The sequence below is a fragment of the Streptomyces sp. NPDC086080 genome (assembly GCF_044540255.1).
Lineage (GTDB): Bacteria > Actinomycetota > Actinomycetes > Streptomycetales > Streptomycetaceae > Streptomyces.
The window spans coordinates 114081-140128 of sequence record NZ_JBITRU010000021.1 but is presented as its reverse complement, the minus strand read 5'-3'; the positions used below and the strand labels follow the sequence as shown (position 1 = coordinate 140128).

Below are 26048 nucleotides of genomic sequence, written 5' to 3'. Positions count from 1 at the left end.
TGTCGTTGTGGACACGGATACCTCCGTGGTCGGCACCGATCCCGTCACCGTGGACGCCCCACCCGCCGTCGTGGGCGCCGACCCGGCCGCTGTGGGTACCGCCCCCGTCACCGTGGGCGCGGTTCCTGCCGTGGTCGGCACCGAGCCTGTCGTTGTGGACACGGATACCTCCGTGGTCGGCACCGATCCCGTCACCGTGGACGCCCCACCCGCCGTCGTGGGCGCCGACCCGGCCGCTGTGGGCGCCGCCCCCGTCACCGTGGGCGCGGTTCCTGCCGTGGTCGGCACCGAGCCTGTCGTTGTGGACACGGATACCTCCGTGGTCGGCACCGATCCCGTCACCGTGGACGCCCCACCCGCCGTCGTGGGCGCCGACCCGGCCGCTGTGGGTACCGACTCTGCTGTCGTGGGCGCCGAGGCGGCCACCGCGGGCACGGCCCCCGCCGCCGCGGGCGCCGGCACCGTGGACGGTGGCCCGGGCGTCGCCGGTGGCCGTACCGCCGCCGGCGTCACGGTGGCCGGCCATGTGCTGGCCGCCGCCGTCGCCGGGGACGAACCGCAGGCCGCCGTGCGGGCCGGCGGCCTGCGCGTCGCCCGGCTCGCCCGGGTACCGGCCGGCACCCGGGACGCCGGCTCCACGGTCCCCGTATGGAACCCCGCCGGGACGACCCTGATCACCGGAGCGACCGGCACCCTCGGCCGGCTCGTCGCCCGTCATCTCGTCACCGAGCACGGCGTACGGCGGCTGCTGCTGATCAGCCGCAGCGGACCCGCGGCACCCGGAGCGGCCGCGCTGCGGGACGAACTCGCCGCGCTGGGCGCCGAAGTCACCCTCGCGGCCTGCGACGCGGCGGACCGGGCCGCGCTCGCCGGCCTGCTCGACGGCATCCCCGCCGCACACCCGCTCACCGCCGTCGCGCACGTCGCGGGCGTCGTCGACGACGGAGTGGTCACCTCGCTCACACCGGAGCGGATCGACGGCGTGCTCGCGCCGAAGGCCGACGCCGCGCTCAATCTGCACGAGCTCACCGCGTCCCTGGACCTGAGCGCGTTCGTCCTGTTCTCCTCGGTCGCCTCGACCCTGGGCGGCGGCGGGCAGGGCAGCTACGCGGCGGGCAACTCCTTCCTCGACGCGCTCGCCCGGCACCGCCGGTCGCAGGGGCTGCCCGCGCTCTCCCTGTGCTGGGGGCCGTGGTCCGAAGCCAGCGCCATGACCGGCAAACTCACGGCCGCCGACCACGCCCGGTTCGCCCGGGCGGGCATCGCCTCCCTGTCGTCGGACGAGGGGCTGAGCCTGTTCGACGCCGCGTGCGCCCTCGACGAGACGGTCCTGGTGCCGGTACGCCTGTCACTCGCCGGGTTCCGCGACGCCGAGCCCGGTGCCGTACCCCCGCTGCTGCGCGGCCTGGTGCGGGCCGGCCGGCCGACCGTGACCCGAGGGGCACGGGACGGGGACGAGCAGGACATCCGCGGCGGACGGGAAGGACACGACGCCCGCGGCAACCGGCGCCCCGCCGATCCCGCGGACCCCGCCGACCGCATCAGCGGGCTGAGCGGCCCCGAGCGTGAACGCGCCCTGCTGGACCTGGTGCGCGGCGAGGCGGCCGTGGTGCTCGCCTACCCCGGCCCCGAACTGGTCGACGTGCAGCGGGGGTTCCTCGACATGGGCTTCGACTCCCTCAGCGCCGTGGAACTGCGCAACCGGCTCAGCAGGGCGACCGGACTCACGCTGCCCGCGACCCTGCTCTTCGACCACCCGACACCGGCCGCGCTCGCCGCCCACCTCGACGAGGTCTTCCCGTCGGACGGGGAACGCGTCCTCGCCCCGCTCCTCCTCGCACTGGAGAAGCTGGGCGCCAACCTGCCCGACACGACCGCCGACGACGTACTGCGCGGCCGCGTCGAGAGCCGGCTGAGGGAACTGCTGGCCAAGGTGACCGGGCCTGCCGCGGCCCCGCCCACCGCGCCGGACTCGGTGGCCGATCACCTCGACACGGCGTCCGACGACGAACTCTTCCGGTTCCTCGACGGGCTGGACACATGAGCGGCGAAGAGACAAGCAGGTCGTGCGTGGGGCCACGGTGCCCCGGACTTGGGGGACACCGATGAACGAGGAACGGCTGCGCGAGTACCTGCGGAAGGCGACCGCCGACCTGCACCGGACCCGGCAACAGCTCACCGAACACGAGGCGCGGAGCACGGAGCCCGTCGCCATCGTCGGGATGAGCTGCCGGCTGCCCGGTGCGGTCGCCTCGCCGGACCACCTGTGGCAGGTGCTGGCCGACGGCACCGACGCCGTCTCGGACTTCCCCGCCGACCGCGGCTGGGACATCGAGTCGCTGTACGACCCCGACCCCGACCGGCCCGGCACCTGCTACTCCACCCAGGGTGGCTTCCTGTACGACGCCGCCGAGTTCGACGCCGAGCTGTTCGGACTGAGCCCCCGCGAGGCGCTGGCCACCGACCCGCAGCAGCGGCTGCTCCTTGAGGCGTCGTGGGAGGCCCTGGAGCGCGGCGGGATCAGCCCCGCGTCCCTGCGCGGCAGCCGTACGGGTGTGTACGTCGGCGTGATGTACAACGACTACGGCGCCCGCGTACGGCAGGCCCCGCGGGGCCTTGAGGGGTACATAGGCAACGGCAGTTCGCCGAGCATCGCCTCCGGCCGCATCGCCTACACCCTCGGCCTGGAAGGGCCCGCGGTGACCCTCGACACCGCGTGCTCCTCCTCGCTGGTGTCCCTGCACCTGGCCTGTCAGGCGCTGCGGGCCGGCGAGTGCACCCTCGCCCTCGCCGGCGGCGTCACCGTGATGTCCACCCCGGTCACCTTCGTGCAGTTCAGCCGGCACCGGGGCCTGGCCCCCGACGGGCGCTGCAAGTCCTTCGCCGACGACGCCGACGGCACCGGCTGGTCCGAGGGCGTCGGCCTGCTGGCCCTGGAGCGACTGTCCGACGCCCGCCGCAACGGCCACCCGGTGCTGGCGGTGATCCGCGGCAGCGCCATCAACCAGGACGGCGCCAGCAGCGGCCTGACCGCACCCAACGGCCCCTCCCAGCAGCGAGTCATCCGGCAGGCCCTGGCGAACGCGGGCCTGACCCCGGCCGACGTGGACGCCGTGGAGGCGCACGGCACCGGGACCCGGCTCGGCGACCCGATCGAGGCCCAGGCGCTGCTCGCCACGTACGGCCGGGACCGGCCCGCCGACCGGCCGCTGTGGCTCGGCTCGCTCAAGTCCAACCTCGGACACACCCAGGCCGCCGCCGGCGTGGCCGGCGTGATCAAGATGGTGCAGGCGATCCGGCACGCCACCCTCCCCAGGACCCTGCATGTGACGGAGCCCTCCCGGCACGTGGACTGGTCGTCGGGCGGCGTGCGTCTGCTCACCGAGGCCCGGCCCTGGACCGCGGACGACCGTCCGCGCCGGGCCGGCGTCTCCGCGTTCGGGGTGAGCGGCACCAACGCGCACCTGATCGTCGAGCAGGCCCCTGAGGAGCCCGCCCCCGGGGACGAGCCGGCCCGGACCCTGCCCGTCGTGCCCTGGGTGGTGTCGGCGAAGAGCGGCGACGGGCTCGCCGCACAGGCCGGGCGACTGCGCGACGGCGTCACCGGACACCGGCCGTGGGACGTCGGATACTCCCTGGCCACGACCCGCGCCCCCCTGGAACACCGGGCGGTGGCCCTGGGCACCGGCCCCACGGAACTGACCGCCGCGCTCGCCGCGATCGCCGACGGCGCGGACGACGCGGACGACGCGCCCGGCATCGTGACCGGGCGCCCCCTCGGCGGCCCCGTCGCCTTCATGTTCAGCGGCCAGGGCGCCCAACGCGTAGGCATGGGCAAGGAGTTGTACGACACCTACCCGGTGTTCGCGCGGGCGCTGGACGAGATCGCCGCCCACTTCGACGGCGTGCTCGAACGTCCCCTGACCTCGGTCATGTTCGAGCCGAACGACGGCCTGCTGGACCGCACCGAGTACACCCAGCCCGCCCTCTTCGCCCTCGAAGTGGCGCTGTTCCACCTCCTCGCGTCGTGGGGAGTGCGCCCCGACCAGCTGATCGGCCACTCCATCGGTGAACTGGCCGCCGCCCACGCGGCCGGCGCCCTCACCCTCCCGGACGCCTGCCGCCTGGTCGCCGCGCGCGCCCGCCTCATGCAGGCCCTCCCGGGCGGCGGGGCCATGCTGGCCGTACGCGCCACCGAGGCCGAGGTCACCCCCCTGCTCGGCGAGCGGGTCGGGATCGGCGCCGTCAACGCGTCCGGCTCCGTCGTGCTCTCCGGCGACGAGGACGAGGTACTGCGCGTCGGCGCCGTGTTCGCCGGCCGCGGCACCAGCACCCGGCGCCTCACCGTCAGCCACGCCTTCCACTCCCACCACATGGACGGCATGCTCGAGGAGTTCCGCGCCGTCGCGGAGAGCGTCGAGCACCACCGGCCGCGTATCCCCGTCGTCTCCAACCTGACCGGCCGGCCCGTGGACGAGTTCACCGCCGGCCACTGGGTGCGCCACGTCCGCGAGGCGGTCCGCTTCGCCGCCGGCGTCGAACGGTTGCGCGACCTCGGTACCACCCGGTTCGTCGAACTCGGCCCCGACGGCCCGCTCAGCGCCGCCGTCGCCGAGGACGTGCCCGCCACCTGCCTCGTACGGCCCCTGCTCACCCGCGACCGGCCCGAACCCGAGGCCCTGACGGAAGCCCTCGCCCACCTGTGGGCGTGCGGCGTCCCCGTCGACTGGACCGCCTTCTACGACGGCACCGGCGCCCGGCGCGTCGACCTGCCGACCTTCGCCTTCCAGCGGCGCCGCTTCTGGCTGGACGCGACCGTCTCCCGCCACGACATGACGGCCGGGCACTCCATCCTCGGCGTCCGGATGGAACGCGCCGACGCCGACGGATTCGTCTTCGGCGGCGACCTCTCCCTCACCACCCACCCCTGGATCGCCGACCACCGCGTCGCCGGCCGCGTCCTGGTGCCCGGTACGGCCTTCCTCGAACTCGCCGTGCGCGCCGGCACCCAGATCGGCTGCCCCCGCGTCGAGGAACTGGTGCTGGCCGAACCCCTGGTCCTGGACCCGGCCGGCCGCGTCGCCCTCCAGGTCGTCATCGGAGCCGCCGACACCGCCGGGAACCGGCCGGTGACCGGGTACTCCCGGCCCGACGCCGGGCAGGACACCGACGACGCCGGCCGGCCCTGGACGCGCCACTTCACCGGCACCCTGGCCGCCCGCACCGAGCCCGCCGAACCGGCCCCCACCACCTGGCCCCCGGCCGGTGCGACCCCCCTGGACACCCAGGACCTCTACGACCGGCTGGCCGGCGCCGGTCTCGAGTACGGTCCGGCGCTGCGCGGTCTCCGGGCCGCCTGGCGGCTCGGCGACGACATCCACGCCGAGATCGAACTGCCCGAGTCCCAGCATGTCGAGGCCGAACGCTTCGAACTGCACCCCGCCCTGCTCGACGCGGCCCTGCACGCGGCCGCCCTCGACACCGACACCGGCACCGGCACCGGCACCGACACGGGGGCGGTCCCCTTCACCTGGAGCGGTGTCGTCGTGCACACCCCGGGCGCCACCTCTCTGCGGGTCACCCTCGCCCGGTCCGCGCGCCACTCGCTCACCCTGACCGCGACGGACACCACCGGCACACCGGTCGTGTCCGTCGGTGAACTGCTGGTACGCCCCCTGCCGGGCGACCGGCAGCTCGACCGGTCCCGCCACCGCGACGCCCTGTTCCGCGTCGAATGGCTGGAGGTTCCCCCCACCGCGCCCCGCCTCTCCGACGCACTCCCGGGCAGCACGCCGCAGGTGGTCGACCTCCCCGGTGGCGAGCCGCTGCCCGACGATCCGTACGAGGCGGTGCGCGAGGCCCTGCACCGTACGCTCGCCGTCCTCCAGCGAGAGCTCGCCGCGCCCGCCGCCGACGACGAGGCCCCGCTCCTGCTGCGCACCCGCGGCGCCGCCCGGCTCCCCGGCGGGACCGAGGACGTCGACCCGGTCGCCGCCGCCGTCCAGGCACTGGTCCGCTCGGCACAGTCGGAGAACCCCTCCCGGTTCGTCCTCGTCGACGTCACCGGGGACGCCCCGGCGCGCGGCGACACCCCGGAGAGCGGGGAGAGCCCGGAGAGCTGGGAGATCCCGGAGATCCCCACCCAGGACATGCCGTACGACGAACCCAGCCTCCTGCTGCGCCACGGCCGCTGGTACGCGCCCCGTCTCGCCCGCCTCCCCGCCCCGGACGAGGAGCCGCCGCCCGGTCCCGACCCGGACGGCACCGTCCTGGTCACCGGAGCCACCGGCCGGCTGGGTCGTGCCCTGTGCCGGCACCTCGTCGAGGAACACGGGATCCGGCACCTGCTGCTCATCAGCAGGTCCGGGGTGCGCTCCGCGGACGCCGCCGAACTGGCCGCCCTGGACGCCGACGTCCGGATCGAGGCCTGCGACGTGGCCGACCGGGACGCCCTCGCGGCCCTGCTCGCCACCGTTCCCGCCGCACATCCGCTGACCGCGGTCGTCCACCTGGCCGGCGTCCTCGACGACGCCATCATCCAGTCGCTGACCCCCGAGCGGATCGACACCGTGCTCGCGCCCAAGGTGGCCGGTGCGTTCCACCTGCACGAGCTGACCCGCGACCTGGACCTCTCGGCGTTCGTCCTCTTCTCCTCCGCCGCCGGCACCTTCGGCGGCCCCGGCCAGGGCAACTACGCCGCCGCCAACGCCTGTCTCGACGCCCTCGCCGAACAGCGCCGCCGCGCCGGACTGCCCGCGCAGTCCCTGGCCTGGGGCCTGTGGGAGGGGCAGGACGGCATGGTCGGCAACCTGAGCGACGTCGACCTGCGGCGCGCCGCGGGCATCGGCGTCCTCAGCCTCAGCGGACCGGAGGGCCTCGCGCTCTTCGACACCGCCCTGCGCCGCCCCGAGGTCACCCTGGTGCCCACCGCCTTCGACTTCGCCGTCCTGCGCGCACAGGACGGCAAGGACGCCCTGCACGCCCTGCTGCGCGGACTGGTCCGCCGGCAGCGGCCCCGCACCCGCACGGCCGGCCGGCCGACCCGGATGATCGACCTGGTCCGCGCCCGGGTCGCCGCCGTCCTGCGGCACTCCTCGACGAGCGCCGTCGACCCCGACAAGGCCTTCTCGGAACTCGGCTTCGACTCGCTGATGGCGGTCGAACTGCGCAACACACTCAGCGAGCAGACCGGCCTGCGGCTGCCCCCCTCGATCATCTTCGACCAGCCGACCCCGGCCGCGCTGGCCGAGCACCTGGAGACACTCACCACCGCCGCGACCACCGCCAACGCGACGCCCGGCGACCGGACCGCACCCGCCCCGGCCACCGCCGCCGCCACTACCGACGAGCCGATCGCGATCGTCTCCATGGCCTGCCGGCTGCCCGGCGGAGTGGAAACCCCCGAAGAGCTGTGGGACCTGGTCCTGCGCGGCGACGACGCCATCGTGCCCATGCCCGACGATCGCGGCTGGGACCTCGCCGCGCTCTACCACCCCGACCCCGGCCACAGCGGCACCAGTTACGCCCGCGAGGGCGGCTTCCTCACCGGCGCCGACCGGTTCGACCCGGCCCCGTTCGGGATCTCGCCCCGCGAGGCCCTGGCCATGGACCCCCAGCAGCGCCTGCTGCTCGAATCGTCCTGGGAGCTCTTCGAACGGGCCGGCATCGCACCGCGCTCCCTGCGCGGCAGCGACACCGGCGTCTTCGTCGGCCTGATGTACACCGACTACCCGGCCCTGCTGCAGGGCAGCGACCACGACCTGGAGGGCCATCTCGGCACCGGCACCGCCGGCAGCGTCGCCTCCGGCCGAATCGCCTACACCTACGGCCTGGAGGGCCCCGCCGTCACCGTCGACACCGCGTGCTCCTCCTCCCTCGTCTCCCTGCACATGGCGGTCGGCGCCCTGCGCTCCGGCGAGTGCTCGCTCGCCCTGGCGGGCGGCGTGACCGTGATGTCGACCCCCACCGTGTTCGTCGAGTTCAGCCGCCAGCGCGGCCTGGCCGCCGACGGCCGCTGCAAGCCGTTCTCCGACGACGCCGACGGCACCGGCTGGGGCGAGGGCCTCGGCCTGATCCTCCTCGAACGGCTCTCCGACGCCCGCCGCAACGGGCACACCGTGCTCGGCCTCGTCCGGGGCTCCGCCGTCAACCAGGACGGCGCCTCCAACGGTCTCACCGCGCCCAACGGCCCCTCCCAGCAGCGCGTGATCCGCCAGGCCCTCGCGGCCTCCGGCCTCGACGCCGCCGACGTGGACGCCGTCGAGGCACACGGCACCGGAACCCCCCTCGGCGACCCCATCGAGGCCCAGGCACTCCTCGCCACCTACGGCCGGCAGCGCCCCGCCGACGCGCCCCTGCTGGTCGGCGCCCTCAAGTCGAACCTCGGACACACCCAGGCCGCCGCCGGCGTCGCCGGCATCATCAAGACCGTCATGGCCATGCGCCACGGCGTCCTGCCGAAGATCCTCCACCTCGACGCACCCTCCTCCCGCGCCGACTGGGACTCCGGCGCCGTACGTCTGCTGACGGACCGCCAGGACTGGCCGCGCACCGGCCGGCCGCGCCGCGCCGCCGTGTCCTCCTTCGGCATCAGCGGCACCAACGCCCACGTGATCCTGGAACAGGCACCCGACCCCGACGTCCGCGACACCCCCGATGGCGCCGCCGAGCCGCCCGCGGCCGTCGCCTGGACCCTGTCCGCCCCCACCATGTCGGCGCTGCGCGCCCAGGCGGACCGGCTCCTGCCGGCCGTGACGGACCCGCGGCCCGTGGACGTCGGCCTCACCCTCGCCACCACCCGGTCGCCCTTCGAACACCGGGCGGTGGTCGTCGGAGCCGACCGGGACGAACTCCTCCAGGGGCTGCGCTCCCTGGCCGCCGGCGACCCCGGGCCCGGCGTCGTCCAGGGCGTGGCCCGTCCCGTCGGCCGGCCGGTGTTCGTCTTCCCCGGACAGGGCTCCCAGTGGGCCGGCATGGCCGCCGAACTCATCGACGCCTCCCCGAGGTTCGCCCGGAGCATCGACCGCTGCGAGGCCGCACTCGCCGCGTTCGTGGACTGGCGTCTCACCGACGTCCTGCGCGGCACACCCGGCGCTCCCGGCCTCGAAGGCGACGACGTGGTGCAGCCCGCCACCTTCGCGGTCACCCTGTCCCTCGCCGAACTGTGGCGCTCCTACGGTGTCGAACCCGCCGCCGTCGTCGGACACTCGCAGGGCGAGATCGCCGCCGCCTGCTTCGCCGGAGCACTCAGCCTGCACGACGCCGCCCGCGTCGTCTGCCTGCGCGGCCGCGTGGTCACCGCGCTCGCCGGACTCGGCGGCCTCCTCTCGGTGGCCGCCCCGACCGAACAGGTCACCGAGATGCTGCGCCCCTACGAGGGCCGGCTCCACATCGGCGCCGTCAACAGCCCCCGGGCCGTCATCGTCTCCGGTGACGCGGACGCCCTGAGCGACTTCGCCGCCGTATGCGCGCGACACGACCTCCGCACCCGGACCGTGCCGATCAACTACGCCTCCCACTCCCCGCACGCCGACGCCGTCGAAGCGGAACTCCTGAACGTCCTCGCCCCCCTCACGCCCTCGGAACCCGAGGTGCCGTTCTTCTCCACGGTGACCGCCGACTGGACCGAAGGCCCGGTGTTCGACGCCGCCTACTGGTTCCAGAACCTGCGCCGCCCCGTGCGCTTCGCCGACTCCGTGCGGGCCCTCGCCGAACAGGGCTTCGGCCCGATGATCGAGGTCAGCGCCCACCCGGTCCTCACGGTCGCCGTCGAGGAGACCCTCCCGGACCACGACGAGGTGACCTCCCTCGGCTCCCTGCGCCGCCGCGACGGCGGACTGCCCCGGTTCCTGCAGTCCCTCGGCGAGGCCCACACGGCGGGCGTGAGCGTCGACTGGGCCCGCCTCTTCGACGACACCGGCGCCCGCCGCGTCGACCTTCCCTCCTACGGCTTCCAGCGCCGCCGCTTCTGGCCCGACCGGCCCACCGCCGGGGCCGCACCCCGCGGCACCGACCCGGTGGAGGCCGAGTTCTGGCGCGCGGTGGTCCACGAGGACCTCGACGCCGTCGCCGGACACATCGGCGTCGAACGCCGCGCGCTCGAACCCGTACTCCCCGCCCTGTCCCGCTGGCACACCCAACGCCGGGTCGGCGCCACGATCGACCACTGGCGCTACCGCACCCGGTGGGAACCGGTGCCGGACACCGAGCCCGGCCTCCTCACGGGGACCTGGCTGGTGCCGCGGCCAGGGACGCCCCACCCCCTCGCCGACGCCGTCACCCGTGTGCTGACGGACGCCGGAGCCGACGTACTCGAACTCCCCGTCGACCCCGGCCACACCGACGACGTCCGGCTGGCCCGGCACATCACCGACCTCCTCGCCGGCCGGCACCTCACGGGCGTCCTCTGCCTCACGGGCCTCGACGACACACCCGACCCGGACCACCCCGACGCACCCACCGGACTCACCACCTGCCTCACCGTGGTCCGCGCCCTCACCACCCTGAACCTCGGCGCGCCGCTCTGGATCGCCACCACCGGCGCCGTCGGCACCGGCCCCGAGGACCCCCCGCGCCACCCCGCCCAGGCCACGCTGTGGGGCGCGGGCGTGGTGCTCGGACTCGACCTGCCCCGCCTCTGGGGCGGCCTCGTCGACCTGCCCGGCGAACTCGACGCCGACAGCGCCCGCCACCTGTGCGGCCTCCTCGCCGGCGGGACCGGCGAGGAACAGCTCGCCGTCCGTCCGGCCGGCCCCCTGGCCCGCAGGCTGGTCCGGGCGCCCGCAGAAGGCCCCACGACACCGTGGCAGCCCCGGGACACCGTCGTCATCACCGGCGGCACCGGCGCACTCGGCGGCCACCTGGCCCGCTGGGCCGCACGCTCCGGTGCCGACCGGATCGTCCTCGTCAGCCGCCACGGCGACGCCGCCGAGGGAGCGCACGAACTCCTCGACGAACTCGTCGACCTGGGCGCCGACGTCGTCATCGCCGCCTGCGACCTCGCCGACCGCGACGCCCTCGGCGACCTGTTCGCCAAGATCGGTTCCGGCGGCCCGCCGATCCGCGCGGTGCTGCACACGGCCGGCACCAGCGGACGCGAACTCCCCGTCGAGGATCTCACCACCGCCGAACTCGCCGCCGTACTCGCCCCCAAACTCACCGGCACCCGCCACCTCGCCGACCTCACCGAGGACCTCGAACTCGACACCTTCGTCCTGTTCTCCTCCGGAGCCGGCACCTGGGGCGACGCCCGACGCATCGGCTACGCGGCGGCCAACGCCCACCTCGACGCCTTCGCCGCCCACCGGCGCGCCGCCGGCCGGCCGTTCCTCTCGATCGCCTGGGGCGCCTGGGCGGGAGGCGGCATGGTCGACACCGACACCGCCGCCCATCTGCACCGCCTGGGCAACCGCCAGATGGACCCCGGCCTCGCCGTCGCCGCGCTGGCCACCGCCGTGGGCCGGCACGACCACAACCTCGTGGTCGCCGACATCGACTGGCAGTCCTTTGCCCCCGCCTACACCGCCACCCGCGCCCGCCCCCTGATCCTCGGTGTCCCCGAGGCCCGCCAGGCGGTCGCGGAACCCGGCCCGGCCGACACCGACGAGGTAACCGCCCTGGTCCGCGAACTGTCCACGCTGGACGCGGACGAACGACAGCGGCTGATGCTCGACCGCGTGCGCCACGAGGCCGCGGCCGCCCTCGGCCACGACTCGGCGGCGGAGCTCCGGTCCGACCGCTCCTTCCGCGACCTGGGCTTCGACTCACTGACCGTCGTGACCCTGCGCAACCGCCTGTCCGCGCTCACCGGCCTGAAGCTGCCCACCACCCTGGTCTTCGACCATCCCACCTTCCCCGACCTCGCCCGCCATCTCACCGGCCGGCTCTTCGGCGCCGACGGCGACCACCCCGCCCAGAGCCCGGAGGAGGCCGCCACCTGGGCGACCCTGCGCACCATCCCGCTCAACCGGCTGCGCGAGACCGGACTGCTCGACGCCCTGCTGGAACTGGCCACACCCGGCCAGGAGACCGCGTCCGAACCGGACACCGCGACCGACGCGGTGGACCGCATCGACGACATGAACGTGGCCGACCTCGTCGAGTTGGCCCTCGGCACCGACCACCACGAGGCGGAGAACTGACATGACCGCACCCAACGGCAAGATCGTCGACGCCCTGCGTGCGGCACTGCGCGACAACGAACGGCTCAAGCAGCACAACCAGCGCCTCGAACACGCCACCCGCGAACCCATCGCCGTCATCGGCATGGGCTGCCGCCTGCCCGGCGGGGCCAACACCCCCGAACGGCTGTGGGAACTGCTCGCCCACGGCGGGGACGCCATCACCGCCTTCCCCGACCGGCCGGGCTGGGAACTGGACACCCTCGTCGACGACGACCCCGACCGGCGCGGCACCACCTACGTCAGCCAGGGCGGCTTCCTGCACGACGCCGACCGCTTCGACGCGGACTTCTTCGGCATCTCGCCCCGCGAGGCGCTCGCCATGGACCCCCAGCAGCGGCTCCTCCTCGAAGTCGCCTGGGAAACCTTCGAGAACGCCCGCATCTCACCGGCATCCCTGCACTCGACCGCGACCGGCGTCTTCGCCGGCGCCACCGGCCAGGACTACGGCCCCTACGTCGACCACTGCGGCATCGACACCGAGGGCTACCTCGCCACCGGCTGCGCCGGCAGCGTCGCCTCCGGCCGCATCGCCTACGTCCTCGGCCTCGAGGGCCCCGCCGTGACCGTCGACACGGCCTGCTCGTCCTCCCTGGTCGCCCTGCACATGGCGGTGCAGTCCCTGCGCTCCGGGGAATGCTCCCTGGCCCTGGCCGGCGGCGCCCAGCTCATGGCCAGCCCCTCCACCTTCCGCGAGTTCAGCCGCCAGCGCGGGCTGGCCCCCGACGGCCGCTGCAAGCCGTTCTCCGACGACGCCGACGGTACGTCGTGGAGCGAGGGCGTCGGCCTCCTCCTGGTCGAACGGCTGTCGGACGCGCGGCGCAACGGACACCGGGTACTGGCCGTGATCCGGGGCACCGCCGTCAACCAGGACGGTGCGTCCAACGGCCTCACCGCACCGAGCGGCCTCGCCCAGCAGCGGGTGATCCGGCAAGCGCTGGCGAACGCGGGTCTGTCGTCCGCCGAGGTGGACGTGGTGGAGGCGCACGGCACGGGGACGACGCTGGGTGACCCGATCGAGGCGCGGGCCCTACTGGCGACGTACGGACAGGAGCGGCCCGAGGGCCGGCCGTTGTGGCTGGGCTCGGTGAAGTCGAACCTCGGTCACACGCAGGGCGCGGCGGGTGTCGCGGGTGTGATGAAGATGGTGCTGGCGCTGCGGCACGGTGTGATGCCGAAGTCGCTGCATCTGGACCGGCCGTCGTCGCATGTGGACTGGTCGGCGGGTGCGGTGGAGTTGCTGTCCGAGGCGCGGGAGTGGCCGCGTGGGGAGCAGCCGCGGCGGGCGGGTGTGTCGGCGTTCGGGATGAGCGGGACGAACACGCATGTGATCGTGGAGGAGGCGCCGTCCGAGGCGGACGAAACGTGTCCAGTGGCCGAACTCCCTGCCGTTCCCTGGGTGTTGTCGGGGCGGAGTGCTGCGGCTCTGCGGGGTCAGGCCGACGCGTTGCTGCCGTTGGTGGATGTGGCCGATCCGGTGGGTGTGGGTTGGTCGTTGGTGTCGACGCGGGCGTGTTTTGAGCATCGGGCCGTGGTGGTGGGTTCGCATGCGGCGGGTCTGGCTGCGGTGGTGTCGGGTGAGCCTGCGGGTGGGGTGGTGTCCGGGGTCGCGGGTGGCGTCGGGCGGACCGTCTTCGTGTTTCCCGGTCAGGGTGCGCAGTGGGTGGGGATGGGTGCGGCTCTGCTGGAGTCGTCGCCGGTGTTCGCGGCGCGGATCGCGGAGTGTGAGGCCGCGCTGTCGGCGTTCGTCGACTGGTCGTTGACGGGTGTGTTGCGGGGTGCCCAGGGTGCTCCGTCGTTGGATCGTGTGGATGTGGTGCAGCCGGCGTCGTTCGCGGTGATGGTGGCGCTTGCGGCGTTGTGGCGTTCGTATGGTGTGGTGCCGGCTGCGGTGGTGGGGCATTCGCAGGGTGAGATTGCTGCGGCGTGTGTGGCGGGTGCGTTGTCGCTGGAGGATGCGGCGCGGGTGGTGTGTCTGCGCAGCCGTGCGATCGCGGAGCTGGCCGGTGGCCGCGGGACGATGGCGTCTCTGACGGTGTCGGCCGAACGGGCCGAGGAACTGCTTCTTCCGTGGTCCGGTCGGGTGTCGGTGGCCGCGGTGAACGGCCCTTCGCAGGTGGTCATCTCCGGTGAAGTGGCCGGGGTTGAAGAGGTGGTGGCCGAGTGTGGTCGTGTGGGGGTGCGGGCGCGGCGGATCGCGGTGGATTATGCGTCGCATTCGGCGGCGATGGATGTGCTGCGGGATGAGGTGACCGGTGCGCTGGCGGGGATCGCTCCGCGTGCGGGTGAGGTGCCGTTGCTGTCGACGGTGTCGGGTGAGTGGGTGGACGGCTCGGGGATGGATGCCGGGTACTGGTTCACCAATCTGCGCTCCACGGTGCGGTTCTCCGACGCGGTGGGGAGGCTGGCGTCGGAGGGGTATGGCGCGTTCGTCGAGGTGTCGTCGCATCCGGTGCTGACCGCCGCGGTGCAGGAGATCGTGGAGGAGACGGCCGGGGAAGAGGCTGTCGTCACCGGGTCGCTGCGTCGTGACGACGGCGGCCTGGAGCGTTTCCTGGCCAGTGTGGCGGAGTTGTGGGTCCGTGGTGTGGAGGTGGACTGGGCGGCTGTCTTCGAGGGTGCCCGGCCCGCGACCGTCGACCTGCCCACCTACGCCTTCCAGCGCAAGTCCTACTGGCCGGAACCCGCTACGGACGTTCCTGCGGCAGCGGATGCGAGTGCCGCCGACGGAGCGTTCTGGGCGGCTGTGGAGCGGGCCGACGCGGGTGCGCTGGCGGAGACGCTGGGCACGGAGGAGGCTGTACTCGATCCGCTGCTGCCCGTGCTCTCCGACTGGCGCAGGCGGCAGCGGGAGCAGGACACCACCGACTCCTGGCGCTACGAGGTGAAGTGGCGTCCACGCGGTGGCCCCGGCGAGCGGCCCGTGCTGGAAGGGGAGTGGCTGGTCCTCCTGCCCGCGTCCGAGTCGGGTACGGAGCGGAACGCGTCGGTCGTCGACGCGCTCGGCGCCTACGGGGCCGACGTCCACGTGGTGACCCTGTCCGACGAACAGTGCGAACGGCATGCCCTCGCCGACCTGTTGGCGGACATGCCGACCGTGGCGGGCGTGCTGGCGCTGACCGCTCTCGACGAGCGTCCGCACCCCGAACTGCCCGCTGTGCCGGTCGGGACGGCGACCACCGTCGCGCTGGCGCAGGCGCTCGGCGACGCGGACATCACGGCACCGCTGTGGATCGTCACGCGCGGGGCGGTGGGGATCGGCCCCTCGGACCCCGTGCTCAGCGTCACGCAGGCGGCCGTCTGGGGACTCGGCCGGGTCATCGGGCTCGAGCACCCCGACCGCTGGGGCGGACTCGTCGACCTGCCCGGACTCCTCGATGCCCGGGGAGCGGAGCGGCTGGCCGCCGTGCTCGCCGACGGCGGCGAGGACCAGGTCGCGCTGCGCCCCAGTGGCACCTTCGTACGGCGGCTCGTACACGCCCGGCCCGGCGGCACCCGGGTCCGGCCCTGGCGTCCGCACGGCACCGCGCTGATCACGGGCGGCACCGGCGGCATCGGCGCGGAACTCGCCCGGTGGCTCGCGGCGGAGGGCGTCGACCACCTGATCCTGACCGGCCGCCGCGGCCCCGAAGCACCGGGGATGTCCGAACTGCGCGACGAGTTGGGCGCGCAGGGCGTCGGAGTCACCGTCGCCGCCTGCGATGTCGCCGACCGTGAAGCCTTGGCGGGTGTACTCGCCCTTGTGCCCGCGGAACATCCGCTCACCACGGTCGTGCACGCGGCAGGCGTCGGCGAGTTCGCGCCGCTCGCCGAGCACGACCTGACGGACCTCGCGGACGTCCTGCGGGCCAAGACGCTCGGCGCGGCCCACCTCGACGACCTGCTCGGTGACCGGCCGCTGGACGCGTTCGTCCTGTTCTCCTCCAGCGCCGGAATCTGGGGCAGCGGTGGCCAGTCCGCCTACGCCGCCGCCAACGCCTTCCTCGACGCCCTCGCCCAGGCCCGCCGCGGCCGGGGCGGGATCGCCACGTCGGTGGCCTGGGGAGCCTGGGGCGGCGGTGCGGGCATGGTGTCCGACGAGGGCATGGCGCGACATCTGAGTGCCCGCGGCATTCGTTCGATGCCGCCCGCGTCGGCGCTCGCCGCGCTGCGCGACGCGGTCGAGCGGGACGAGGCGGTCGCCGTGGTCGCCGACATGGACTGGGAGCGGTTCGCGCCGACCTTCACCGCCGCCCGGCCCCGGCCGCTCCTCGACGAACTTCCCGAGGTCACGCGGGCCCTTGAGGCCGGGCCCGCGGACACCGGCCGAGGTTCCTCCGGCGACGACCTGCGCCGCCGGCTGGCCGACCGGTCCCCGGCAGAGCAGCAGCGGGAACTGCTGGACCTCGTCCGCACCCACGCCGCGGCCGTGCTCGGCCACGACGGCGCCGACGCCATCGCGCAGGGCCGCGCCTTCCGAGACCTCGGCTTCGACTCCCTCACCGCCCTGGAACTGCGCAACCGGCTGACGGCCGCGACCGGACTGCGGCTGCCGGCCACGCTGGTCTTCGACCACGCCCAGCCACGGCTGCTCGCCGCCCATCTGCGCAGGGAACTGGTCGGTGACGGCGAAGGACACGACACCCCGGCGCACAGCGGCCCGGTGGACGACGAGCCGATCGCCATCGTCGGGATGAGCTGCCGCTATCCCGGCAACGTACGCTCGCCCGAGGACCTCTGGAACCTGCTCGCGGACGGCACCGACGCGTTGTCGCCGCTGCCGACCGACCGTGGCTGGCCGTCCTCGGTCGGAGGCGTGAGCGAAGGCGGATTCGTCTACGACGCCATCGACTTCGACGCCGGCTTCTTCGGGATGAGCCCCCGGGAGGCGCTGGCGACCGACCCCCAGCAGCGGTTGCTCCTCGAAGCGGCCTGGGAGGCGTTCGAGAACGCGGGCATCGCCCCGACCTCCGTACGGGGTACGCGCACCAGCGTCTTCATCGGCTGCAACAACATGGGGTACGGCAGCGGTCTGCGGACCGTCCCGGACGAGCTCCAGGGACATCTCCTCGTCGGCAACGCCACCAGCGTCGTCTCCGGCCGCGTCGCCTACACCCTGGGCCTGGAGGGCCCGGCGGTGACCCTCGACACGGCCTGCTCCTCCTCGCTGGTGGCCCTGCACTGGGCCGTCCAGTCGCTGCGCTCCGGTGAGTCCACGATGGCCCTCGCCGGCGGTGTGGCCGTGCTCATGACGCCGGACAGCTTCACCGAGTTCAGCCGCCAGGGCGGCCTGGCGTCCGACGGCCGCTGCAAGGCGTTCTCCGAGGACGCCGACGGTACCGGCTGGGGCGAGGGCGTCGGCGTGCTCGTTCTGGAGCGGCTGTCGGACGCGCGGCGCAACGGGCACCAGGTGCTGGCGGTCGTGCGCGGCACCGCCACCAACCAGGACGGTGCCTCCAACGGACTCAGCGCGCCGAGCGGCCCCGCCCAGCAACGGGTGATCCGGCAGGCGCTGGCCCACGCCGGTCTGTCGTCCGCCGAGGTGGACGTGGTGGAGGCGCACGGTACCGGCACCAGGCTCGGTGACCCGATCGAGGCGCAGGCCCTGCTCGCCACGTACGGGCAGGACCGGCCCGCCGACCGGCCGTTGTGGCTGGGGTCGGTGAAGTCGAACATCGGGCACACGCAGGCAGCGGCCGGTGTCGCCGGTGTGATCAAGACGGTGCTGGCGCTGCGGCACGGGCTGATGCCCCGGACGTTGCACGCCGGGACGCCGTCGTCGCATGTGGACTGGTCGGCGGGTGCGGTGGAGTTGCTGTCCGAGGCGCGGGAGTGGCCGCGCGGGGACAGTCCGCGACGGGCGGGTGTGTCCGCCTTCGGTGTGAGCGGCACGAACGCGCACGTGATCATCGAGGAGGCGCCCCCGGCCGCCGAACCCGAGGCCGTCGCCCCGGACGTGGAGCTGCCGGTGGTGCCGTGGCCGGTGTCGGCCAGGACCCGCGACGGCGTGACCGCTCAGGCAGGCCGCCTGGCCTCGGGCGTGGCCGGGCTGGACGCGTTGGACGTGGGTCTGTCACTGGCCACGACCCGGGCCGCCCTGGAGCACCGGGTGGTCCTCCTCGGCGCCGACACCGACGAGCTGGGTACGCGGCTCTCGGCGCTCGCCGCGGGTGAGGCCACGCCGGACGCCGTGCGGGGCACGGCCGGTGAGGGCCCGACCGGGTTCGTCTTCTCCGGACAGGGCGGCCAGCGGGCCGGCATGGGCCGTGAGCTGTCCGAGGCGTTCCCCGTGTTCGGGCTGGCTCTGGACGAGGTGTGCGCACACTTCGACGCGTTGCTGGACCGGCCGCTGCGGGAGGTGATGTTCTCCGACGCGGAGGCGTTGAGCACGACGGGGTGGGCGCAGCCCGCTTTGTTCGCGGTCGAGGTGGCGTTGTTCCGGCTGGTGGAGTCGTGGGGGGTGACCCCGGACTATCTGGTGGGCCACTCGGTGGGTGAGGTCGCCGCCGCGCACGTCGCCGGTGTGCTGTCGTTGTCCGACGCCTGTCGTCTGGTGGCGGCCCGTGCCTCGCTGATGCAGGCGCTGCCGTCGGGTGGTGCGATGTGGGCGGTGCGTGCCTCGGTGGACGAGGTGACCCCGTTCCTGGTCGAGGGTGTGTCGGTGGCGGCGGTGAACGCGCCCGGGCAGGTCGTCCTGTCCGGTGACCGTGCTGCCGTCGAGTCGGTGGCCTCCGCCCTGTCCGACCGGCGGGGGCGGTGGCTGGAGGTCAGCCATGCCTTCCACTCGGCGCTGATGGACCCGATGCTGGACGAGTTCACTCGGCGGGCCGCTGAGCTGGCGTACGCCCGTCCCCGCATCCCGATCGTCTCCACGCTGACCGGCGAGCAGGTCGAGGAGTTCACCCCGGCGTACTGGGCGGATCAGGTTCGCGGCACCGTACGTTTCGCGGACGCGATCACGCGCATGGCCTCCCTCGGAGTCACCCGCTTCCTCGAACTCGGACCGGACACGAGCCTGGTCGCCGCCGTCGGTGAGACATGTGAACAAGCCCTTGCGGTCGCGGCCCTGCGCCGCGACAAGCCGGAACCCGTGACCGCCGTCGCGGCACTGGCCCAGCTCTGGGCGTCCGGGGCCGAGGTCGACTGGGCCGCGTTCTACGGCCCGACCGGCGCCAAGGTCACCGGCCTGCCGACGCAGGCCTTCGAACGCCGACGCTACTGGCTGGGCCCGGAGTCCTCCCGGGCGGAGGAGAACTGGACGTATCGGGTCGCCTGGCGGCGGATCGCCGACCCGAACGGGCAACCGGCGGGCACCTGGCTGCTGTTGACGCCCGACGCGGACGGCGCCCTGATCGCGTCGCTCACCGGAGGACTCCGCGCACACGGTGCGCTTCCCGAACCGGTCGTCGTCGCCCCGGACCTGGACCGTGCGCGAGCCGCGGAACTGCTCGGTGCCCACACCGACGTGGCGGGCGTGATCTGCCTGCCCACCCCGGACACCGGGACCGGGGCAGAGCCCACCGCCTGGCTCGCGGACGTGGTGCGGGCGCTCGGCGACGCCTCGGTCACCGCGCCCCTCTGGTGCGTCACGAGCGGTGCGGTCTCCACCGGCACCGACGACACCGCGCCGGTCCCCCAACTCGCCGCCGTCTGGGGGCTCGGCCGGGTCGCCGCGCTGGAACATCCCGACCGGTGGGGCGGTCTGGCCGATCTGCCGGCCGCGCCCACGGACCGTGACATCGCACGGCTGACCGGCCTGCTGGCCGGGGATACGGGGGAGACCGAGGTCGCGATCCGGCCCGCGGGAGTGTCCGTGCGGCGGCTGGAGCGCGTCGGCACCTCCGGGGCGACCGCCGCGCGAGCGACCGAGGGTCACCTCGCCGGCACCGTCCTCGTCACCGGGGGTACCGGCGCCCTGGGCGCGCACATCGCCCGCAAGCTGGCCGGGGACGGCACCCGGCACCTCGTACTCGTCGGACGGCAGGGCCCGGACGCGCCCGGCGCGGCACGGTTGCGCGCCGAGCTGACGGACGCCGGCGCACAGGTGACGGTCGCGGCGTGCGACGTGTCCGACCGGGCAGCGCTCGCCGCTCTGATCGCCGGACTCGACGACGACGGCGTCCACATCGACGCCGTGGTCCACGCGGCCGGCGTGGTCGACGACGGACTGCTGCACACGATGACCCCGCGCCAACTGGCCACCGTGTGGGAGGCGAAGGCGACGGCCGCCGGACACCTGGACGCACTGCTGCGCGGACGGGCACTGACCGCGTTCGTGCTGTTCTCCTCGCTCACCGGCACGCTCGGCGCCGTCGGCCAGGCGGGCTACGCGGCCGCCAACGCCTACCTGGACGCCCTCGCCGAGAGGCGGCACCGCGAAGGACTTCCGGCGCTGTCCGTGGCCTGGGGACCCTGGGCCGGTGACGGCATGGCCGCCGCCCACGGTCTCGCGGAGAGGATGCGGCACACCGGCCTGATCCCGATGGCCGCCGAGGCCGCACTGGCCGCCCTGGACCGCACCCTGGGCGACGACGCGCCGTGCACGGTGATCGCCGACATCGACTGGCGGCACACGGCAGCGGGCGGTCCCGTCCCCCTGCTCGCCGAACTGTCGGCACCCGCGGAACCCGCCGCCACCGGCCGGGGGGACGCCGCGGCGACACTGCGGCACGACGTACTCGCCCTGCCGGCCGACGCCCGGCACGACGCGCTCCTGGACGCCGTACGCGCCCAGGCCGCCGAGGTGCTCGGGCACGGCTCCGTCGACCCGGTCGAGCCGGAGGCCGCCTTCTCGGCGCTCGGCTTCGACTCGCTGCTCGCCCTGGACCTGCGCGGCCGGCTGAGCGGACTCACCGGGCTCGCGCTGCCGGCCACCCTCGTCTACGACCATCCGACCGCCGATGCCCTCGCCCGCCATCTGCTCGGCGAACTGTCCGGCGCCCGGGAGGAGGAGGCGGGCCCGCCCGTGCCCGCCGCCGGGCGGGCCGAGGACGAGCCGATCGCCGTGGTCGCCATGAGCTGCCGCTTCCCCGGCGGGCTCGCGGCACCCGAAGACCTCTGGCAGTTGCTCACCGACGGGGCGGACGCGATGTCCCCGTTCCCCGAGGACCGCGGCTGGGACACCGCGAAGCTCTACCACCCCGACCCCGACCACGAGAACACGTCCTACGCACGCGAGGGCGGCTTCCTGCACGGGGTGGGCGACTTCGACGCCGACCTGTTCGGCATCAACCCACGGGAAGCGCTCGCCATGGACCCGCAGCAGCGGCTGCTGCTGGAATGCTCCTGGGAGGCGCTCGAACGGGCCGGGATCGACCCGAAGTCGGTGCGCGGCACCCGCATCGGAGTCTTCGCGGGCACCAACGGCCAGGACTACCCCGCCGCCCTGCACCACTCCGAGGAGAACGTGGCGGGCTACCTCGCCACCGGCAGCTCCGCCAGCGTGTTCTCCGGCCGGATCTCCTACACGTTCGGCCTCGAAGGCCCCGCGATGACCGTCGACACCGCCTGCTCCGCCTCACTCGTGGCGCTCCACCTGGCCTGCCAGGCGCTGCGGTCGGGGGAGTGCGAAGCGGCCCTGGTGGGCGGCGCCTCGGTGATGAGCACACCGGGCGCGTTCGTGGAGTTCAGCCGCCAGCGCGCACTGTCGCCGGACGGCCGCTGCAAGGCGTTCTCCGACGACGCCGACGGCACCGGCTGGGGCGAGGGCGCCGCCGTCGTCATGGTGGAACGCCTCTCCGACGCCCGCCGCAACGGGCACCCCGTCCTGGCCGTGATCCGCGGCACCGCCGTCAACCAGGACGGTGCGTCCAACGGGCTGACCGCGCCGAGCGGCCCCGCCCAGCAGCGCGTCATCCGCCAGGCACTCGCCGGCGCCGGACTGGCCCCCCAGGACGTCGACGCCGTCGAGGCGCACGGCACGGGCACCACGCTCGGCGACCCGATCGAGGCCCAGGCGCTCATCGCCACCTACGGACAGGACCGGCCCGCCGACCGGCCCCTGTGGCTCGGCTCGGTGAAGTCGAACATCGGACACACCCAGGCCGCCGCCGGGCTCGCCGGCGTCATCAAGACGGTCCTGTCCCTGCGCCACCGCGTCCTGCCGAAGACCCTGCACGTGTCCGCGCCCAGCTCGCACGTCGACTGGAGCCAGGGCGCCGTACGGCTGCTCACCGACGAACGCGCCTGGCCCGACCACGGCCGGCCGCGCCGCGCGGGAGTGTCGGCGTTCGGCGTCAGCGGCACCAACGCCCACGTCATCATCGAGGAGGCACCGGCAGCACGGGAAGAGCCCTCCACGCCCGCCGAACCACCCACCCCCGCCGCCCCGCGTCCCGGTCTCGCCCCGCACACCCTGGTCTGGAACCTCTCCGGCAGGACGCCCCAGGCACTCGCCGGGCAGGCGGCGCGGCTGCTCACCGCCGTGACCGGACCGGACGCGCCCGCGCCCGCCGACGTGGCCTGGTCCCTGGTCACCTCGCGCGCGGCACTCGACCACCGGGCCGCCGTCGTCGGCCGGACCCCCGACGAACTCGCCGCGGGCCTGGCCGCCGTCGCCGACGGCCGGGAGGCGGCGGGAGCGGTCACGGGTTCGGCCGGCTCGCCCGGCAGGACCGTGTTCGTCTTCCCGGGCCAGGGCGCCCAGTGGGCCGGCATGGCGGCCGAACTCATGGCGAACTCCGAGGTGTTCGCCGCGCGGATCGCCGCATGCGAGGCCGCACTCGCCGAATTCGTCGACTGGAAGCTCACCGACGTCCTGCGCGGCGCCCCCGGCGCACCCGACCACGACCGGGTGGACGTCGTACAGCCCGTCCTGTTCGCGGTGATGGTCTCCCTGGCGGAGCTGTGGCAGGCCTGCGGAGTGCGTCCGCACGCCGTCATCGGGCACTCCCAGGGCGAGATCGCCGCCGCCTGCGTGGCGGGCGCGCTCTCCCTGCGCGACGCCGCCCGGGTCGTCGCGCTCCGCAGCGCGGCCCTGACCACGCTCGCCGGGAGCGGCGGCATGGTGTCCGTGGCGCTCGCCCCCGGCGCCGCCGCGGACCTGGTCGCCGCCCACGGCGGCCGCCTCGCGGTCGCCGCCGTCAACGGCCCCGCCTCCGTGGTCGTCTCCGGCGACGCGGACGCGCTGGACGACCTGCTCGCCGGGTGCGCGGACCGCGGCGTACGGGCACGGCGCGTCCCCGTCGACTACGCCTCCCACAGCGCCCACGTCGACCGCATCCGCGACGAACTGACCACCGCGCTCGGCCCGACCAGGCCGGCACGTCCCACGATCCCGATGCTCTCCACGGTCACCGGCACCTGGATCGGCGACGGCGAACTCGACGCCGACTACTGGTTCCGCAACCTGCGCCACCCGGTCGAACTCGACCCCGCGGTACGCACCCTGGCCGGGGACGGTCACCGCACCTTCCTGGAGATGAGCCCTCATCCGGTCCTGACCGTGCCGGTGCGCGAGACCCTGGACGACCTCGCCGGCACCTCCGGCCGGACCTTCGCGGGCGGCTCCCTGCGCCGCGACGACGGCGGCCCGCGCCGCTTCACCACCTCGCTCGCCGAGGCGTACGTGAGCGGCGTCGACGTCGACTGGACGGCCGTACTCGCCGAGACCGGAGCCGGCCGCGTCGACCTGCCCACCTACGCCTTCCAGCGCCGTAACCACTGGCCGCGCGCGGTGGCCGGCGCCCCCGTCCCGGCCGTGGGCGACCCGGTCGACGACTCCTTCTGGACGGCCGTCGAGCAGGAGAACGCCTCCGGCCTCGCCGACACGCTCGGCGTGGACGCCGCCGCCCTCACCGACGTACTGCCCGCCCTGTCCGCCTGGCGCCGCGGCCGGCGCGCGGCGGCGGCCCTGGACCACTGGCGTCACCGCGTCGCATGGCGCCCCCACACCGAGCGGCCGTCGGCCCGGCCGGCGGGAACCTGGCTGCTGCTCACCCCCGAGGCACCCGACGCGGGACATCCCGAGTGGCGTGCCGCCGTCGCCCGTGCCCTGGACACCCCCGGCGTGGAGGTGCGCGAGCTCACCCTCGACACCGCCCACGCCGACCGCGAGACGCTCAGCGGGCACCTGCGCACCCACCTCGCGGAACCCGGCGCCGTCCGTGGTGTCCTCTCCCTGCTCGGCGACGACGAACGACCGCACCCCGCCCACCCCGCGCTGCCCGCCGGCGTCGCGGCCACCCTGCGGCTCGCGCAGGCCATGGCCGACACCGACACCGACGCACCGCTGTGGATGCTGACCCGCGCCGCCGAACTCGTCACCCCCGACGACCGGCTCGACGGCACCGTGGGGCGGCAGATCTGGGGACTCGGCCGCGTCGTCGGCCTCGAACATCCGGACCGCTGGGGCGGACTGCTCGACCTGCCGCCCGAGCTCGACGACCGCACGGCCGAACGGCTGCGTCAGGTCCTGGCCGACCCCGGCGACGAGGACCAACTCGCCGTCCGCCGCCACGGCGCCTTCGTCCGGCGCCTCGTGCCCGCCCCGCTCGGCGACACGCCGCCGAGCCGGGACTGGCGGCCCCGGGGCACCGCCCTGGTCACCGGCGGGACCGGCGGTCTCGGCGCCCAGGTCGCCCGTCGCCTCGCCGAAGCGGGCGCCGAACACGTGGTCCTCGTCGGCCGCCGGGGCGCCGACGCCCCGGGCGCCGACGCCCTGCGCGGCGAACTGACCGCCCTGGGCGCCCGGGTGACCCTCGCCGCCTGCGACGTGTCCGACCGCGACGCCCTAGACGCTCTGCTGCGCGGCCTCCGGGCGGACGGCGACCGCATCCGCACCGTCGTCCACGCCGCGGGCATCGTGCAGGCGACCCCCCTGACCGAGATGAGCATCGCCGAGTGCGCGAGCGTCCTGTCCGCCAAGGCCCTCGGCGCCGCCCATCTCGACGCACTCCTCGACGACCTCCTCGACGAGGACGAACTCGACGCGTTCGTCCTGTTCTCCTCCAACGCCGGCGTCTGGGGCAGCGGCGGCCAGGCCGCCTACGCCGCGGCCAACGCCTCCCTCGACGCCCTCGCCGAGGCCCGCAGAGCCCGCGGCCGGGTCGCGACCTCGGTGGCCTGGGGCGCATGGGCCGGCGCCGGCATGGCAGCCGACCCGGCGGCCGAGGAACAACTGCGCCGCCGAGGCGTCCTGCCGATGCCGCCCGACCAGGCCCTCGCGGCCCTCACCCAGGCCCTGGACCACGACGAGACGGTCCTCACCGTCGCCGACGTCGACTGGCCCCGCTTCGCGACCGCCTTCACCGCCGCCCGCCCCCGCCCCCTCCTGGCCGAACTCCCCGCCGTGCGAGCCGCCCTGGCGGAGGCGCCACCGGAGCGCACCCACCCGGCCGGCACCGACCCGGCCGGCACCGACCCCGGCGAACGGCTGCGCGCCCTGCCGGCCGCAGAGCGCGACGCGGCCCTGCTCGACCTGGTGCGCTCCGCCGTCGCGGCCGTACTCGGCCACGACGACCCCGCGTCCATCGAGGTGGGCCGCGCCTTCAAGGATCTCGGCTTCGACTCCCTGACCTCCGTCGAACTGCGCAACCGGCTCACCGCCGCGACCGGACTGGCCCTGCCGGCCACCCTGGTCTTCGACCATCCGACGCCCCTGGACCTGTCCGGACTGCTGCGCACCGGATTCGACGGGGACCGGACCACGCAGGTCCCGCCGGACCAGGCAGTGCTTCAGGAACTGGACAAGCTCGAAGCCGGAATTTCAGCTCTTTCCCCAGACCACGATCTCGACGCCGTTCAGGCCCGGCTGCGGAGCCTAATGTCGCGGGTGGGGGACAGGCAGTCCGCGAACGACGACGTGCCGGTGACCCGAAAGCTGGAAACAGCCACCGATGACGAGCTGTTCGAATTCATTCACAGGGAGTTCGGTAAGTCTTCCTGAGCGGA

At 74.6% G+C, this 26048-nt stretch carries 3 protein-coding genes; all 3 read left to right on the top strand.

Annotation, left to right across the window (positions count from 1 at the left end; genetic code table 11):
• Positions 1–2044: SDR family NAD(P)-dependent oxidoreductase (locus ACIF9R_RS24070; RefSeq protein WP_399983623.1), on the top strand; the 2044-nt coding region annotated here is incomplete at its 5' end.
• A 61-nt stretch (positions 2045–2105) separates the two neighbouring features.
• Complete coding sequence (locus ACIF9R_RS24065; protein ID WP_399983620.1) at positions 2106–12140, top strand: type I polyketide synthase; 10035 nt, start codon at positions 2106–2108, stop codon at positions 12138–12140.
• Between the two features lies 1 nt (position 12141).
• Complete coding sequence (locus ACIF9R_RS24060) at positions 12142–26043, top strand: type I polyketide synthase (RefSeq protein ID WP_399983617.1); 13902 nt, start codon at positions 12142–12144, stop codon at positions 26041–26043.
• Positions 26044–26048: the final 5 nt, after the last annotated feature.